Annotated in this window: 6 protein-coding genes; 4 read left to right on the forward strand and 2 right to left on the reverse strand. The window is 65.0% G+C overall.

What is annotated here, in order from left to right:
- The first annotated feature begins 54 nt into the window (after positions 1–54).
- From SC318_RS10885 to SC318_RS10895, 3 genes are all read left to right on the forward strand, one after another.
- A complete protein-coding gene (locus tag SC318_RS10885) occupies positions 55–888 on the forward strand; it encodes an IclR family transcriptional regulator (protein WP_320430786.1) in 834 nt (277 codons plus the stop codon).
- Between the two features lie 239 nt (positions 889–1127).
- The gene (locus SC318_RS10890; RefSeq protein WP_320430787.1) at positions 1128–2483 is read left to right on the forward strand and encodes an MATE family efflux transporter; all 1356 of its coding nucleotides are present in this window, start codon (positions 1128–1130) and stop codon (positions 2481–2483) included.
- Between the two features lie 39 nt (positions 2484–2522).
- Entirely contained in the window at positions 2523–3695 is a 1173-nt protein-coding gene (locus SC318_RS10895; RefSeq protein WP_320430788.1) for an MFS transporter, read from the forward strand.
- On the opposite strand, the gene SC318_RS10900 is transcribed toward SC318_RS10895, so the two are convergent.
- Both SC318_RS10900 and SC318_RS10905 read right to left on the reverse strand, forming a co-directional pair.
- Positions 3696–4061: a type II toxin-antitoxin system HicB family antitoxin gene (locus SC318_RS10900; protein WP_306492667.1), complete on the reverse strand. Its 366-nt coding sequence runs from the start codon at positions 4059–4061 to the stop codon at positions 3696–3698.
- Positions 4058–4309 (reverse strand): type II toxin-antitoxin system HicA family toxin, encoded by a 252-nt coding sequence (locus SC318_RS10905; protein ID WP_306492668.1) that lies wholly within the window; start codon positions 4307–4309, stop codon positions 4058–4060. Before SC318_RS10905 ends, SC318_RS10900 begins: the two co-directional genes overlap by 4 nt.
- Before the next feature lie 209 nt (positions 4310–4518).
- Between SC318_RS10905 and SC318_RS10910 the strand changes: the two genes are divergently transcribed.
- Entirely contained in the window at positions 4519–18555 is a 14037-nt protein-coding gene (locus SC318_RS10910; protein WP_320430789.1) for a non-ribosomal peptide synthase/polyketide synthase, read from the forward strand.
- Positions 18556–18557 lie beyond the last annotated feature (2 nt).

The following is an 18557-nucleotide window of genomic DNA, read 5'->3' on the forward strand; positions in this document are numbered from 1 at the left end:
TGGATAACTATTTTCGATTTTATTCATTCAATAGAATTTGAGTGGAGAAGAAGCGTGAAAGATTCCACTGAGCGGAATAGCGAGGCCCGTGAGGTTGGGGCAGGGGGCGTCTCTCGCCTGTTCGCACTGTTGCGCACCCTGGGCCAAGCGCCTGAAGGCGGTGAGCGGGTTACCCAGCTCGCGCAACAGGTCGGCCTCTCGCAACCCACCACCCACCGGCTGCTGCGCAGCCTGATGGACGAAGGCATGGTCGAGCAGGACGCGCGCAGTAAACGCTACCGGCTGAGCCTGGAGCTGTTTGCCCTGGCGGCGAATGCCGGCAATACCGGCAACCTGCGCGATCTGGTGCGGCCAAGCCTGTTGCGTCTGAGTGCCTCGCTGGGGGACTCGCTGTTCCTGCTGGCCCGCAGTGGCTTCGACGCGATCTGCCTGGATCGCAGCGAAGGTCCGTATCCGATTCGCACCTTCACCGGCGATATCGGTGGGCGCGTGGCATTGGGCGTAGGGCAGGGCAGCCTGGCGATCCTGGCGTTCCTGCCCGAGGAAGAGCGCGAAACGGTGATTGGCTACAACCTGCCGCGGCTCAAGGATTTTCACCTGTACGATGAGGTGCTGTTGCGTTCGGAGGTGCAGAACGTGCGCAGCCTCGGCTACGCCGCGCGCAACACGGGCGTGCTGGAAGGCATGGCGGGACTGGCGGTGCCGATCCTGAACCGCGACGGGCATGCGGTAGCGGCACTGAGCGTGGCGACCATCAGTGATCGTCTGGGGCCCAGCCGTCTGCCGATGGTGGTCGAGTTGTTGAAGCGGGAGGCGGCGGCAATCGGGCCGCGGATCAATCCGTTTGATCCTACATTGCGCCGGCCTTCGCAGGCGTTTGGTGGGTAGTCCTTTCTGATGCGTACGCGAGCGTAATCCTGACGCTGGCGCCTTTGCTGGAAATTTCTGGGCGTGTGCGGGTGGGTGATATCAACTGATCGCCCACGGCGGCTTGCGTTTATTCAGGCAGCAGCCGTCGGTGCCCGTAGCTGGTAGAGGCGGATGGTCACCCAGGCGTATCATTCGCGGCTGAGCACCAATAGACTCAAGGCATTGACGACCACCTGCAACCAGGGCCTCGAATCACTATGCAAGTCATCCAACAACGGCCGTTGTGGCAGATCTACCTGTTCTTTCTGGCACCGATGGTGCTCTCCAATTTTCTGCAAAGCTTCTCCGGCACCCTCAACGGCATCTACGTCGGGCAGATGCTGGGCACCCACGCGCTGGCGGCGGTGTCAGGCATGTTTCCCATCGTGTTTTTCTTCATTGCCCTGGTGATTGGCCTGGGGGCTGGCGCCTCGGTGTTGATCGGCCAGGCCTGGGGCGCTCGCGAGACGGCAATGGTCAAGGTGATCACCGGCGCCACGCTGACCCTCGGCGCGCTGGTGGGCCTGATCGCCGCCATACTCGGCAGCCTGTTTGCCCGCCCGGCGTTGCAGGCGTTGGGCACCCCTGTCGATGTGCTCGACGATGCGGTGGGCTATGCACGGGTGATGATGCTGATCATGCCGCTGTTGCTGGTATTCATTCTGTACACCCAAGTGCTGCGCAGTGTCAGCGATACCGTTTCGCCGCTCCTGGCCTTGATGGTTTCAACCTCGGTGGGCTTGTTGCTGACGCCCGCGTTGATTGGCGGTTGGCTCGGCCTGCCGCCTATGGGCATCCAGAGTGCGGCGTACGCGGGGCTGACGGGTAATGCCTTGGCGATGCTGTTTTTGATCTTGCGCCTGCGCCACAAGAACCACGTCATGGCGCCGGATCGCGCCATGCTCGCCGCCTTGCGCCTGGATCGGGTCATCCTCGGCAAGGTCCTGCGTATCGGCCTGCCGACGGGCCTGCAGATGGTGGTGCTGTCGTTGTCCGAACTGGTCATTCTGGCGCTGGTCAACGGCCACGGCTCCCAGGCCACGGCGGCGTACGGCGCGGTGACCCAAATCGTCAACTACGTACAGTTTCCGGCGCTGTCGATTGCCATCACCGCCTCGATCCTCGGGGCTCAGGCAATTGGCGCCGGGCGCCTGGAGCGCATCGGGCCGATCCTGCGCACCGGGCTGCTGATCAACACCGTTCTCACCGGCGGCCTGATCGTGCTCGGCTATGGGCTGTCGCACTGGCTGCTGGGGCTGTTCATCACTGACCCTGCCGCGCGGGTCAACGCTGAGCACCTGTTGCACATCATGCTGTGGAGCATTCTGGTGTTTGGCTTCCAGGCCGTAGTCGGCGGGATCATGCGTGCCAGCGGTGTGGTATTGATGCCGGTCGCCATCTCGATTTTCTGCGTGCTGTGCGTGGAGTTGCCAGTGGCCTACCTGTTGAATGCGCACTTTGGCCTCGAAGGCGTGTGGATGGCGTTTCCGGTGACTTACCTGGCGATGCTGGTGCTGCAGACGGCGTATTACCGGTTGGTATGGCGGCACAAGCAGATCAAGCGGCTGGTGTGATAAAAGGTTGCCCACTCAAGGAAAGAAGGCGCTTTATCCATGGCAAACCCCTACGCCGAGTTGTTCCAGGTGCCCGGCGCTCGCGCTTTTGTGCTGGCTGGCATGCTGGCACGCATGCCCATATCCATGACCGGGATTGGCCTGATCACCATGCTCTCGCAGGTGCATGGCGGTTATGGGCTGGCGGGCTCGGTCGCGGCGGTATTCGCGCTGGCCACTGCGTTTTGCGCACCGCAGGTGTCGCGCCTGGTGGACCGCTACAGCCAGGGCAAGGTGCTGCCCATCGCCGCGTTGATCGGTGGCGGCGCGTTGTTGATGGTGCTGCTGTGTACGCGTCTGCAAGCGCCAGGCTGGACGCTGTTCCTGTTTGCCGCACTGGCCGGTTGCATGCCCAATATGTCGGCGATGGTGCGGGCGCGCTGGACCGAGCTGTACCGCGGCCAACCCAAGCTGCAAACCGCGTTTGCCCTGGAGTCGGTGCTCGATGAGGTGTGCTTCATCGTCGGCCCGCCCGTTTCGGTCGGCCTCAGCGTGGTGCTGTTCCCCGAAGCCGGCCCCCTGGTGGCGGCGGTGTTGCTGGCGGTCGGCGTGACCACGTTCGTGCTGCAACGCTCCACCGAACCGCCGGTGCATGCCCGTCACGATCATCATGAACGCTGGTTGATCGCCTCGCCTGCGGTGCAAATCCTGATGACCCTGCTGCTGGCCATGGGCGTGATTGTGGGTGTGGTGGACGTGGTCAGCGTCGCATTCGCCCAATATGCGGGCCATCCGACGGCCGCGAGTATCGTGTTGTCGGTCTATGCGATTGGCTCCTGCCTGGCGGGCTTGGCCTTCGGCATGCTCAAGCTCAAGGCGCCATTGCCCCGGCAGTTTCTGTTCTGCGGCGTGGCCACTGCGGTGACGACCTTGCCGTTGCTGCTGGTCACCGACATTCCGGGGCTGGCCGTGGCGATCTTCATCTCCGGCCTGTTCTTCGCCCCGACCCTGATCGTGTCCATGGCGTTGGTGGAACGGGTGGTCCCACCGAGCCGCCTCACTGAAGGCATGACCTGGCTGATCACCGGCCTGAGCATTGGCGTGGCCATCGGCGCCGCCAGCTCCGGCTGGATGATTGACCACTTCGGCGCCACCAGCGGGTTCTGGGTGGCGCTGGTGGCGGGGGCAGTCGTATTGGCTTCGGCCGTGCTGGGCTACCGGCGGTTGGGCTAGTCAGCCGATGGCCGCGCAAGGCTCTGGGAAGTGATGTTGTAGAAACTCATCCAGCGCCTGGCGTGTCAGATCGTTCAGCGTGACTTTCTTGCGGGTCGCCGCCAACGCCGCGGCCAGGTGCAGGTCATGGCCGACGCGTACATTGAACGAGCCCTTGCAGGGCTTTTCAGGAATCTGCCCGAGCGACTGGCAGGTGGAGAGGTAATCGTCCACCGCCTCCTGGAAGGCTGCGTCCAACTCCGCGACGGTCTTGCCTTCGTAGCTCACCAGGGCCTTGATGAACAGGATTTTGCCGAACAGGCAGTTGTCTTCCAGGCTGGCTTCGATCGAGCCGATGTAGCCTTTGTGTTTCAGTTGGTTGTTCACTGAATCAGTTCTCCTGATTTCAATTGTTCGATGACTTGGCGCCGAATGTAGTGTTTCAACTCATTGCCGGGGTGAGGCTTGTGCAAGGTGATCATTGCACTTGGATCGCCGATATCGAATTTGACCCGGCTTCCAGCCCCTTCAATCTGTGTGTAACCCAGTCGACGCAACAGCGTTACGAGCTCGGACCAGGTGAATGCCATGTGCTCATTGAGCAGTTTGGCGAGCAGCTTTTCATTTTTGGACACGGCGTTCCCTGCGTGTAACTAAATCTAGTTGCAAAATGTGGTGTGAGTCAATGCTAGCTCGGCTTGCCCAGTCTTTCCCGACATTGATGTAACCCCTGATGACACCTCGCTTGCAGCCCCCCATTCCTCGCTAATTTTTCCCTTCGCGGTTCGTTTTATAGGGACGACGTGCCTTTGTGCTTCCTGCCTATTGCTCCGGACTCCAACACATGAATGCTGAAGACTCCTTGAAACTTGCTCGCCGGTTTATCGGGTTGCCCCTGGAAAAGCGCCAATTGTTCCTGCAGGCCTTGCAGAAAGAAGGCGTGGATTTTTCCCGGTTTCCGATTCCGGCGGGGGTGGAGGTTGAGGATCGCCAGGCGCTGTCCTACGCGCAGCAGCGCATGTGGTTTCTCTGGCAGCTGGATCCGGCCAGCGGCGCCTACAACCTGCCCGGCGCGGTGCGCTTGAAAGGCGCGCTCAGCCTCGACGCTCTGGAACGAGCGTTCGCCAGCCTGGTGGCACGCCATGAAACCCTGCGCACGGTGTTTCAGCGTCAGGCGGACGAGCGTTTGGCGCAGGTTGCAATCGAGCCGTCGCTGGCCGTCGAGCATTTGGATTTGAGCAGCCTGTCGCCCATCGACCGTGAGCAGGCAGTCAACGCGGCGGCGACGCGTCAATCGCTATTGCCCTTCGACCTGGAACAGGGCCCGCTGCTGCGCGTGCAACTGCTCAGGCTCGACGAACAGGAGCACGTGCTGCTGCTGACCCTGCACCACATCGTCTCCGACGGTTGGTCGATGAATGTGCTGATCGACGAATTCATCCGCTTCTATGACGCCCACGAGCGTAACGAGGCGCCGCAGTTGCCGGCCCTGGCGATCCAGTACAGCGACTACGCGCTGTGGCAGCGCCGTTGGCTGGAGGCCGGCGAGCAGGCGCGCCAGTTGGCGTATTGGCAGGCGCGCCTGGGCGATGAGCATCCGGTGCTGGAGCTGCCGACCGACCGTCCACGGCCGGCCATGCCGAGTTTCCAGGGCACGCGCCATACCTTCGAGATCGACCCCGCACTGGTCACCCAACTGCGCCTGTGTGCGCAAAAGCACAACGTCACCTTGTTCATGTTGCTGCTTGGCGCCTTCAACGTGCTGCTGCATCGCTACACGGGGCAGGGCGATATCCGCGTCGGCGTGCCCATCGCCAACCGCAACCGCACTGAAGTCGAAGGCTTGATCGGTTTCTTCGTCAACACCCAGGTACTGCGCACCGAGCTGACCGGGCAGACCCGCGTTGCCGAACTGCTGCAAGGCATCAAGGAGCACGCCCTGGGCGCCCAGGCTCATCAGGAATTGCCTTTCGAGCGCTTGGTGGAAGCCTTGAAAGTCGAGCGCAGCTTGAGCCATACGCCGCTGTTCCAGGTGATGTACAACCATCAACCGGTGGTGGCGGACATCGCCTCCGTGAGTACCGCCTCCGGCCTGGAACTGGCCCTGGTGCAATGGCAAGGCCGCACTACCCAGTTCGACCTGACCCTCGACACCTATGAAAAGTCCGGCACCCTGCATGCCGCGCTGACCTACGCCAACGACCTGTTCGACGCACCCTCCATCCAGCGTATGGCGCGCCACTGGGTCAGCTTGTTGCAAGCCATGGTGACCGACGGCGAACAGCGCATCGGCGAGTTGCCGATGCTGAGTGCGGACGAGCAACGGGTGCTGGTCAAGGCCTGGAACCACACGGCTGAGCCATACCCGACCGAACGCGCCATCCACCACTTGATTGAAGACCAGGCGCGCCGCACGCCTGACGCACCCGCGCTGGTCTTCGGTGAGCTGACCCTCACCTATGCCCAGCTTGAGGCACGCGCCAACCGGCTGGCCCATGCGTTGCGTGAGCAAGGCGTCGGCGCCGACGTGCTGGTGGGTATCTGTGTCGAGCGTTCCGTCGAGATGGTCGTGGGGTTGCTGGCCATCCTCAAGGCCGGTGGTGCCTACGTCCCGCTGGACCCGGAATACCCCGAAGAACGCCTGGCGTACATGATCGAGGACAGCGGCATCACACTGCTGCTCAGCCAGCAAAGCCTGATGGAGCGCCTGCCCACCGAAGGGATCCAGGTGATTGCCCTGGATCAGCCGGCGAGTTGGCTCGACGGCTACAGCACTGCGGCCCCCAACGTCACCCTCCATGGGTTGAACCTGGCCTACGTGATCTACACCTCCGGCTCCACCGGCAAACCCAAGGGCGCCGGAAACAGCCACCGTGCGCTGGTCAATCGCCTGTGCTGGATGCAACAGGCCTACGCCCTTGATGTCGGCGACGCGGTGTTGCAGAAAACCCCGTTCAGCTTCGACGTTTCGGTGTGGGAATTTTTCTGGCCGTTGATCACCGGCGCACGCCTGGTGGTCGCCGCGCCTGGCGAACACCGTGAACCGGCACGCCTGATCGCGACCATCAACCGGCACGCCATCACCACCGCGCACTTCGTGCCGTCGATGTTGCAGGCGTTTATCCATGAGCCCGGTGTAGAAGCCTGCGCCAGCCTCAAGCGGATTGTCTGCAGTGGCGAAGCCTTGCCGTTGGACGCGCAACACCAGGTGTTCGCCAAGCTGGCGAACACGGCCCTGTACAACCTCTATGGCCCGACCGAAGCCGCGATCGACGTGACCCACTGGACCTGCCTCGACGAAGGCGCCGACAGCGTGCCCATCGGCCGGCCGATCGCCAACCTCGCCACCTACGTGCTCGATGCCCAGCTCAACCCGGTTGCCGCGGGGATCTCGGGCGAGCTGTACCTGGGTGGAACCGGCCTGGCACGCAGCTACCACCGGCGCCCGGCGCTGACGGCCGAGCGTTTTGTGCCAAGCCCCTTTGTGGCCGGCGAGCGCCTGTATCGCACCGGCGACCGTGTGCGCCAGCGCGCCGATGGGGTGATCGAATACCTCGGTCGCCTCGATCATCAGGTCAAGTTGCGCGGCTTGCGCATCGAATTGGGCGAGATCGAAACGCGCCTGATGCAGCATCCGGCAGTGCGCGAAGCCGTAGTGCTGGTACATGGCGGCAAGCAATTGGTGGCTTACCTGGTGCTTGAAAACGAAGCAGCGGCCGACCTCAAGGCATGGCTGCTGGGCAGCCTGCCGGAATACATGGTGCCCACCCACTTCATCACGCTTGCCAGGCTGCCGGTGACCGCCAACGGCAAGCTCGACCGCAAGGCGCTGCCATTGCCCGACGCCGCGTCGCAGCAGGCTTTTGCCGCGCCGGAAAACGCCCTGCAACAAGCCTTGGCCGCGATCTGGTGCGACGTCTTGGGTATCGAGGCCGTCGGCCTGGACGATAACTTCTTCGAGCTGGGCGGCGATTCGATCATCTCCATCCAGGTGGTCAGCCGCGCCCGCCAGGCCGGGATCCGCCTGAGCCCGCGCGACCTGTTCCAATACCAGAGTGTGCGCAGCCTCGCGCTGGTGGCGGGCTTCGACGCGCTGAGCGTGGTCGATCAAGGGCCGGTCAGCGGCGAAGTCATCCTGACCCCGGTGCAGCAAGGGTTTTTCGCCCAGGCCATCCCGGCGCGCCAGCATTGGAATCAGTCATTGCTGCTGACCCCGCGTGAAGCACTGGAGCCTGCTCGGCTTGACGCGGCGTTGATGCAGTTGATCCGGCATCACGATGCCCTGCGCCTGCGCTTCGTGGCGCAGGCCGAGGGGTGGCAACAACTCCACGCCGCGCCGGGCGACGCCTCGGTACTGTGGCAGACCCGTGCCGACACCGACGCCCAATTGGCCGCGCTCTGCGATGAGGCCCAGCGCAGCCTCGACCTGGCGCAAGGCCCGCTGCTGCGCGCCGCCCTGGTCGACATGGCCGATGGCACCCAGCGCTTGCTGCTGGTGGTCCACCACCTGGTGGTCGATGGCGTGTCCTGGCGCATCCTGCTCGAAGACCTGCAGCAGGCGTATCGCGGGCAGACGCTGCCGGCCAAGACCAGCGCCTATCAGCATTGGGCGCGACAACTGCAAGACCACGCGCAGGCGCTCGACCCTCAACTGGCGTACTGGCAGGCGCAATCGGTCGATGCCGAGTTGCCGTGTGATCACCCTGAAGGCGGCCAGCAAAACCGCCTGGGCGCCAAGCTTGAAACACGCCTTGATGCCGAACACACGCGCCAACTGCTGCAAGCGGCGCCGGCGGCCTATCGCACCCAGGTCAACGACCTGCTGCTCACCGCCCTGGCACGCGTGATCAGCCGTTGGAGCGGGCAGCCCGCCGCGCTGATCCAGCTGGAAGGGCATGGCCGCGAAGACGTGTTCGATGGCATCGACCTGACCCGCACCGTCGGCTGGTTCACCAGCCTGTTTCCGGTACGCCTGCAAGCCGACGGCGAACTGTCCGACGCGATCAAGGCAGTCAAGGAGCAACTGCGCGCCGTGCCCGACAAGGGCCTGGGCTATGGCGTGCTGCGCTATCTCGGCGCGCCTGAAGCCCGCGAATCCCTGGCCGGCCTGGCCGCGCCGCGCGTTACGTTCAACTACCTGGGGCAGTTCGACCGTCAGTTCGATGAGTCCGCGCTGTTCGTGCCGGCCGCCGAGGGCAGCGGCCAGGCCCAGGACCCCGAGGCGCCGCTGGCCAACTGGCTGACGGTGGAAGGGCAGGTGTATGGCGGTGAGCTGGCGTTGCAGTGGGGCTTCAGTTGCGAGATGTTCGAGGCTTCGACCATCCAGCGCCTGGCCGATGAGTACGCCGTTGAGCTCAAGGCCCTGATCGAGCATTGCTGTGCCACGCCGGCCGGGCAGGTCACGCCATCGGACTTCCCCCTGGCCCGTCTCAGCCAGACGCAGCTGGATGGATTGCCGCTGGCCGGGCCGGCCATTGCCGACCTTTACCCGCTGTCGCCGATGCAGCAGGGCATGTTGTTCCACACCCTCTTGGAGCCCGAAGCCCAGGCGTATATCAACCAGTTGCGCCTGGACATCGACGGCCTCGACCTGCTCGCATTCGGGCGCGCCTGGCAAGCCGCGCTGGACCGTCACGACATCCTGCGCAGCAGCTTTCATTGGCTGGGCCTGGACAGCGCGCATCAAGTGATCCAGCGTCAGGTCGACCTGCAATTGCAGGTGATCGAAGACCCGAGTGCCGATCTCGAGGCCCTGGCCTGCAGCGAGCGTGAACGCGGCCTCGAACTCAATGCCGCGCCGCTGTTTCGCCTGATGCTGGTACGCGGTGCGGGCGCGGCCTGGCACCTGATCTTCACCAGCCACCACATCCTCATGGATGGCTGGAGCAACGCCCAGTTGCTCGGCGAAGTGCTTGCCCATTACGCCGGCCAGGCGGTGCCTGCGCCGCTCGGGCAGTTCCGCGATTACCTGGGCTGGCTGCAACGACAAGGCAACGGCGAAGCCTTCTGGAAAGCCGAGCTGGCGCCCTTGCAAGCACCGACTTTGCTCGCCCAAGCGCTGCGCGCCCCGGTCGCGGGGGCCGGTACCGCTGAACATCAGGTCGTGCTGGGCAGTGACTTCAGCCACCGCCTCGGTGAGTTCGCCCGCCAGCACAAGGTCACCCTCAACACCCTGATGCAAGGCGCCTGGAGCCTGCTGCTGCAACGCTACACCGGCCAGGCGTGCGTGGCCTTCGGCGCCACCGTGGCGGGGCGTTCCGCGCCATTGCCGGGGATCGAGCAACAGTTGGGCCTGTTCATCAACACGCTGCCGATCATCAGCGCCGCCTCGCCGGCGCAATCGGCCGTCAGCTGGCTCAGCGAGTTGCAGGCGTTGAACCTCAGCCTGCGTGATCACGAGCACGTGCCGCTCTATGACATCCAGAGCTGGGCTGGCCAGCAAGGCGCTGCGCTGTTCGACACCCTGCTGGTGTTCGAAAACTTCCCCGTGGCCGAAGCCCTCAAACAAGGGGCGCCGGCCGGCCTGACGTTCGGCCGGTTGCACAACCATGAGCGCACCCATTACCCGCTGACCCTGGGCATCGAACTGGGTGCCAGCCTGCGCCTGGAGTTCAGCTACGACTGCGCGCATTTCAGCCAATCCCAGATCATTCGCCTGAGCGACAACCTGCAGTATCTGCTTGAACAATTGCTCGTCGATGCGCAAAGCCCCCTGGGCAACCTGCGCCTGCTCGACGCCACCGCACAGCGCAATGTGCTTGCCCTCAGCCAGTTGCCCATGGCAACTGCGCGTCAGGAGCACGCCCACCAGCGCATCGCTGCCCAGGCACAGGCCACGCCGGACGCACTGGCGGTGCAGGCCGGCAGCGAACGCCTGAGCTATGCCCAGCTCAACGCACGCGCCAACCGTCTGGCTCATCGCCTGCTGGAACTGGGCGTCGGCCCCGGGCAACGCGTGGGTCTGGCGTCCCGTCGTGGCCCGCAACTGATCGTCAGCTTGCTGGCGGTGCTCAAAAGCGGCGCGGCCTACGTGCCACTGGACCCGAAATACCCGGCCGAGCGCCTGGCCTACATGCTCGCCGACAGCCGGCTGGACCTTTTGCTCAGCGAAACCGGCTTGCTCACCGAGTTGCCGTTGCCGGCGGGGCTGAGCCGTGTCGACTTCAGCGCAGGCGGTGACGAATTGGCCGGTTACCCCGCGACCAACCCACTCAACCACGCGGCAGCGGCGGACCTGGCCTATGTGATCTACACCTCCGGCTCCACCGGCCAGCCCAAAGGCGTGGCCATCGACCATGCCGCCCTCGGCCAGTTCTGCGACAGCGCCGTGGTGTACAGCCAACTGAGCGCCCAGGACCGCGTGCTGCAATTTGCCACCTTCAGCTTCGACGGCTTTGTCGAGCAGTGCTACCCGCCGCTGTGCGTGGGCGCGGCGCTGATCATGCGCGGCGATGAATTGTGGGACGCCGGGCAACTGGCGCGCGAGATCGTTGACCAGGGCGTGACCCTGGCCGACTTGCCCGCCGCTTACTGGTACCTGCTGGCCAAGGAGTGCGCCGTGGACCGCCGCGCCCTGGGCAAGCTGCGCCAGGTGCATGTGGGTGGTGAGGCGATGTCGGTGGAAGGCCTGCGCGCCTGGCATGCGGCCGGCCTGGGCGGTGTGCGGCTGGTCAACACGTACGGGCCGACCGAGGCGACGGTGGTCTCCAGCGTGCATGATTGCCAGTTGACGGATGCCAACGACGCGTTCGGTGTGCCGATTGGGCGTGCCATCGCAGGGCGCTCGCTCTACGTGCTCGACAGCGCTTTCGAGCTGCTGGCCAACCAGGGCGTGGGCGAATTGTGCATTGGCGCGCAGGCCGGTCTGGCCCAAGGTTATTTCGACCGCCCGGCACTGACCGCCGAGCGCTTTCTGCCCGACCCGTTTTCCGCAGTACCCGGTGCGCGGCTCTATCGCAGCGGCGACCTGGCTCGTTACAACGAGGCAGGCGCGCTGGAATACGTCGGGCGTATCGACCATCAGGTGAAGATTCGCGGCTTGCGTATCGAAATGGGCGAAATCGAGGCCAGCCTGCAAGCCTTACCGTCGGTGCGCGAGGCTGCAGTGCTGGCTGTGCCGGGCGCCACCGGCACGCAATTGGTTGCGTACGTGGTTTCCGCCGAGGGCCACACGCTGGAAACCCAAACCCTGGCGGCCCGTTTGCGCCAGTCGCTGCCGGACTACATGGTGCCTGGGCAGTGGGTGGTGCTCGATGCGTTGCCACTGAACAACAGCGGCAAGCTCGACCGCCGCGCGCTGCCGGCGCCGGACCTGAACCTGCACGCCCAAGCCTACGTGGCGCCCCACAGCCCGCTGCAGATCCAGCTGGCGGCGATCTGGCAAGCGGTATTGCAGGTTGAACAGGTCGGCCTGGCCGATCACTTTTTCGAACGCGGCGGGCACTCGTTGCTGGCCACCCAGGTCATTTCCCGCGTGCGGCATGCGCTCAACCTGGAAGTGCCGCTGCGCACGCTGTTCGAACAGCCGACCCTGCACGCATTCGCCGATGTTTGTGCGGCGTTGCAGGTGAACACGGCGCAGCCGCTGCAGGCGCTCGAGCGCGACCAGCCACTGGCGCTGTCCTTCGCCCAGGAGCGCCAATGGTTCCTCTGGCAACTGGACCCGACCAGCGCGGCCTATCACGTGCCGACCGCCCTGCACCTGCGCGGTCAGCTCGACATCGCTGCCCTGGAACAGGCGTTCCAGGCGCTGGTGCAGCGTCACGAGCCGCTGCGCACCACCTTTGTGGAGCACGGCGAGCAGACCCTGCAAGTCATCCATCCAGGCCTTTCGCTGAGCATCGAGCGCCAGCCCGTCGATGCCTCGGCTATCGAACAGGCGGTGGCCGAGGAAATCCAGCGCCCGTTCGACCTGCGCAGTGGCCCGCTGATGCGGGTCAAATTGCTCGACGTTGCGCCGCAGCATCATGTGCTGGTAATCACCCAGCACCACATCATCTCCGACGGTTGGTCGATGCAGGTGATGGTCGATGAGCTGGTGGCGCTGTACCAGGGCGAAAGCGCGTTGCCAGCGCTGCCGATCCAGTACGCCGACTATGCCCAGTGGCAGCGCGACTGGATGGCGGCCGGGGAAACACAGCGCCAACTCGATTACTGGTGCGCGCGTCTGGGCACTGAGCACCCGGTGCTGGAGCTGCCACTGGACCACCCACGCCCAGCGGTGCAAAGCCATCGAGGCGCGCGTCGGCAGATCCATCTGGACGGCGCGCTGGTGGCCGAACTCAAGGTGTTGGCCCAGCGTGAGGGAGTGACCTTGTTCATGCTCCTGCTGGCCTCGTTCCAGACCTTGCTGCATCGCTACAGCGGCCAGGCCGAGATCCGTGTCGGCGTGCCGATTGCCAACCGCACCCGCCTGGAAACCGAGCGGCTGGTGGGCTTCTTCGTCAACACCCAGGTGCTGCAGGCGCAGTTGCACGGGCAAATGCCGTTCGCGCAGTTACTCGCCCAGGTCAAGCAACGCGCCCTGGAGGCCCAGGCCCATCAGGACCTGCCGTTCGAGCAACTGGTGCACGTGCTGCAGCCCGAGCGCAGCCTGAGCCACAACCCGCTGTTCCAAGTGATGTTCAACCATCAGGACAACCTGCGCGCCGGCCCTGTTAACTTGCCGGGCCTGGCGTTGCAGGCGCTGGACTGGGCCGGCCACACCACCCAGTTCGACCTGAGCCTGGAAACCGAAGAATCCGCCGACGGCCTTTGGGCGTCACTGACGTACGCCACCGACCTGTTCGAAGCGGCGACCCTGGAACGCCTGGCCGGGCATTGGCATAACCTGCTGCGCGCCGTGGTGCGCGATGCCTCGCAGGCGCTCGATGAACTGTCGATGCTCAGCGCGCCGCAATGGCAGCAGACGGTGCACGACTGGAACCACACGCCCTTTGACTATCCACGCGAGCGCTGCGTACACCAGCTGTTCGAAGCCCAAGCCCTGACCCAGCCGCACGCCGTTGCGCTGCGTTTCAATGGCGACAGCCTGAGCTACGCCGAGCTCAATCGCCGGGCCAATCGCCTGGCGCACCGCTTGATCACGGCGGGCGTGGGGCCCGATGTGCTGGTGGCGGTGCACGTGGAGCGTTCGCTGGACATGGCGGTCAGTCTGCTGGCAACCCTCAAGGCCGGTGCCGCCTACGTGCCGCTCGACCCGCAATTCCCGGCGGAGCGCCTGGCGTTCATGCTGCAAGACAGCGGCGCCCGGGTGCTGCTGACTCAGGCGCGGTTGGACGGCCGCCTGGCACAGCCCGAAGGCCTGCACGTGCTGCTGGTCGAAGATCAACAGGGTCAAGAGCACAACCCGCAGGTCGCGGTCACGCCAGAACATCTGGCCTACGTGATCTACACCTCCGGCTCCACCGGCAAGCCCAAGGGTGTGATGGTGCGGCACCAGGCGCTGTGCAGTTTCACCTGCGCCATGGCCGACACCTTGTCCATCGACGCCGATGCACGCCTGTTGTCGTTGACCACCTTCTCGTTCGATATCTTCGCCCTTGAGCTGTACGTGCCGCTGAGTGTCGGCGCGACGGTGCTGTTGAGCGAGCAGGCCATGGCACTGGACCCGGAAGCCATTATCGACCTGGCCCACAGCCAGGCGGCCAGCGTGCTGCAGGCCACACCGTCGACCTGGCGCATGCTGCTCGACAGCCCGCGCGCGCACTTGTTGCGCGGCATCCAGTGCCTGTGCGGCGGCGAAGCACTGCCGGCAGACCTGGCCCAGCGCCTGCTCGATCTGCAAGGCCCGGTGTGGAACCTCTACGGGCCGACGGAAACCACCATCTGGTCGGCGGCCCATCGATTGCACGAGGCGCAGCCTCTGGTCGGGCGGCCCATCGCCAACACATCGCTGTTCATCCTCAGTGCCGGGCTCACCCCCTGCCCGCAAGGCGCGACCGGTGAGCTGCTGATTGGCGGGGTCGGCCTGGCGCGGGGTTATCACGCTCGTCCGGCGCTCACCGCCGAGCGTTTTGTGCCGGACCCGTTTGGCGCACCCGGCGCACGCCTGTACCGCACCGGTGACCTGGCGCGTTACCGCGCAGGCGGTGTGGTCGAGTACATCGGGCGGGTCGATCATCAGGTCAAGGTGCGCGGTTTCCGCATCGAACTGGGTGAAATCGAAGCCTGCCTGCGCGAATATCCGGGCGTGCGCGAAGCCGTGGTGCTGGCCGATAACGACCGTTTGATCGCCTACCTGGTGACCTCCGAGCCGGCGCAGCAACAGGCCTACAAAACCGCCTTGCGCGAGCGCCTGCCGGACTACATGGTGCCGGCGCACCTGCTGTTCCTCGACCGTCTGCCGCTGACACCCAACGGCAAGCTCGACCGCAAGGCCTTGCCTACACTGGACGCGAGCCCGTTGCACACAAACCATCGGCTGCCCGTCACCCCGCGCGAACAACAGGTCGCGGCGATCTGGGCCGAGGTGCTGGAGCTGCCGCAGGTCGGTCTCGACGATCACTTTTTCGAGCTGGGCGGGCATTCCCTGTTGGCCACGCGAGTGGTGTCACGGGTGCGCCAGGCATTGGCCCTGGAAGTCGCGCTCAAGAGCCTGTTCGAACAGCCGCTGTTGGGGGATTTTGTGCGCGCACTGGGCGAGGAGGGCGTTACCGCGCCTGCGCTGCTCAAGGCCGACCGCACGCAACCGTTGCCGCTGTCCTACGCCCAGGAGCGTCAATGGATCCTGTGGCAACTGGACCCGCACAGCACCGCGTACCACATCCCCAGTGCCTTGCGTTTGCATGGCCCGTTGGACCCGGCCGCGCTGCAACGCAGTTTCGACACTTTGCTGGCGCGCCACGAGAGCCTGCGCACCCATGTGCGCCAGGAAGCCGCCGGCGCGGTGCAGGTCATCGAAGCGCTGGGCCTGATCGAGATCGACCTCGGCGCCTGCGACTATGCCGATCTGAAGGCCAGGGTCGCGGCCGAGGTCGCACGCCCGTTCGATTTACGGCGCGGGCCGCTGTTGCGAGTCAAGCTGTTGCGCCTGGCGCAGGATGACCATGTGCTGGTACTGGTGCAGCACCACATCGTCTCCGATGGCTGGTCGATGCAATTGATGGTCGAGGAGCTGGTGCAACTGTATGCCGCGTTCAGCCAGGGGCACACGCCGAACCTGCCGGCGTTGCCGATCCAGTACGCTGACTACGCGGTGTGGCAACGCCACTGGATGGAGGCCGGCGAGCAGGCGCGTCAACTGACCTACTGGCGTGAGCAACTGGGCGGTGAACAGCCGGTGCTGGCGCTGCCGTTCGACTACCCGCGCCCGGCGCTGCCAAGCCATCGCGGCGCACGCCTGGGCATCGAGCTGGCGCCGGGGTTGCTGGAAGGCTTGCGGGCCTTGGCGCGCAACGCTGGCGTCACGCTGCCGATGGTGCTGCTGGCGTCCTATCAGGCGCTGTTGCATCGCTACAGCGGCCAGGAAGACGTGCGCGTCGGCGTACCGGTTGCCAACCGTAACCGCCTGGAAACCGAGGGTTTGATTGGTTTCTTCGTCAACACCCAAGTGCTCAAGGCCGACCTGCACGGGCAGATGAGCGTCGAGCAACTGCTGCGCCAGGTGCGCCAGCGTTCCCTGGAGGCCCAGGCGCATCAGGACCTGCCGTTCGAGCAACTGGTGCAAGCCCTGCAACCGGAGCGCAGCCTGAGCCTGAGCCCGTTGTTCCAGGTGCTGTTCAACCATCGCGTAACGTCCGCCGAAAGCCGTCTGCAGCAGCTGACCGACCTGCACGTCGAAGTGCTGAGCTGGGATGAAGGCGTGGCCCAGTTCGACCTGGCGCTGGATGTGGAGGAAAGCCCGACGGCGCTGCATGCCTCCCTGAGCTATGCCACCGACCTGTTCGCGCCGGCCACCATCGCGCGCATGGCGGCGCATTGGCAGAACCTGTTGCTGGGCATGGTCGCCGACCCTCGGCAGCAGCTCGGCCAGTTGAGCCTGCTGGACGCCGCCGAGCAGCAGCACATCCTGCAGCTGTGGAACTGCACGGATTCGGGCTACTCGGCCCAGCGTCTGGTGCATGAATTGGTCGCTGACCGTGCGCGGGAAACCCCGGAGGCAGTGGCGGTGAAGTTCGATTCGCACACCCTCAGTTACGCTGAACTCAACGCTCAGGCCAACCGCCTGGCCCACGCGCTGATCGCCCGTGGCGTCGGTCCGGAAGTGCGGGTGGCCATCGCCATGCCGCGCAGCGCGCAGATAATGGTGGCCTTCCTTGCCGTGCTCAAGTCGGGCGGTGTGTACGTGCCACTGGACATCGAATACCCGCGTGACCGCTTGCTGTACATGATGCAGGACAGCCGCGCGCAACTGCTGCTCAGCCACACCCAGGCCTTGGCGCAATTGCCGCTTCCTGAGGGGCTGGAAACCCTGGCCATCGACTGCACCGAGCAATGGGCGCACTTGAGCGACAGCGCCCCAGACGTGGCGCTGGACGGCGACAACCTCGCCTACGTGATCTACACCTCCGGCTCCACCGGGATGCCCAAGGGCGTGGCGGTATCCCACGGGCCGTTGGTCGCGCACATCATCGCCACCGGCGAGCGCTATGAAACCAGCCCGGCCGATTGCGAACTGCATTTTATGTCGTTCGCCTTCGATGGCGCCCACGAAGGCTGGATGCACCCGCTGATCAACGGCGCCAGCGTGCTGATCCGTGACGACAGCCTGTGGCTGCCGGAATTCACCTACGCGCAGATGCATCGCCATAACGTGACCATGGCGGTGTTCCCGCCGGTGTACCTGCAGCAACTGGCCGAACACGCCGAGCGTGACGGCAACCCACCGGCGGTGCGCGTGTACTGCTTCGGCGGCGATGCCGTGGCCCAGGCCAGCTATGACCTGGCCTGGCGCGCACTCAAGCCGACCTACCTGTTCAACGGCTACGGCCCCACCGAAACCGTGGTCACGCCGCTGCTGTGGAAGGCACGCCAGGGCGACCCGTGCGGCGCGGTGTACGCACCCATCGGCACCTTGCTCGGCAACCGCAGCGGCTATGTGCTCGATGCCCAACTCAACCTGCAACCCCTCGGCGTGGCCGGCGAGTTGTACCTGGGCGGCGAGGGCGTGGCACGGGGTTACCTGGAGCGTCCGGCCCTGACCGCCGAACGTTTTGTGCCGGACCCGTTCGGCAAGCCCGGCAGCCGCGTGTATCGCAGCGGCGACCTGACCCGCGGGCGCCCGGATGGGGTGGTGGACTACCTCGGCCGCGTCGACCACCAGGTGAAAATCCGCGGTTTCCGTATCGAGCTGGGCGAAATCGAAGCGCGCCTGCGCGAGCAGGCCAGCGTCGGCGAAACCGTGGTGGTGGCCCAAGACGGCCCGACCGGCAAGCAGCTGGTGGCGTATGTGGTCCCGGCCGATGCCACCCTGGCCGACCAGGCCGAGTTCCGCGACACCCTGCGCCGCGCCCTGAAAACCGGCCTGCCGGATTACATGGTGCCGGCGCACTTCGTGTTCCTCGCGCAGATGCCGTTGACGCCCAACGGCAAGCTCGACCGCAAAGGCCTGCCATTACCCGATGCCAGCCAGATGCAGCAGCAATACGTGGCGCCGCAAACCGAGCTGGAGCAGCACATCGCCGCGATCTGGGCCGACATCCTGCACCTGCCGCAAGTGGGCCTGGACGACAACTTCTTCGAAGTCGGCGGGCATTCCCTGCTGGCCATCCAGATCACCTCGCGGATCCAGGCCGAGCTGGGCCTGGACGTCCCGCTGATGGAACTGTTCCAGACCGAATCGCTGCGTGCCTACGTACAGGCCGCAGCCACCTTCCGCGCCGGCAGCGAGGAAGATTTTGATGACCTTCGTGACTTTTTGAGCGAACTAGAGGCGATTTGAAC

The sequence above is a fragment of the Pseudomonas sp. MUP55 genome (genome assembly GCF_034043515.1).
GTDB lineage: Bacteria > Pseudomonadota > Gammaproteobacteria > Pseudomonadales > Pseudomonadaceae > Aquipseudomonas.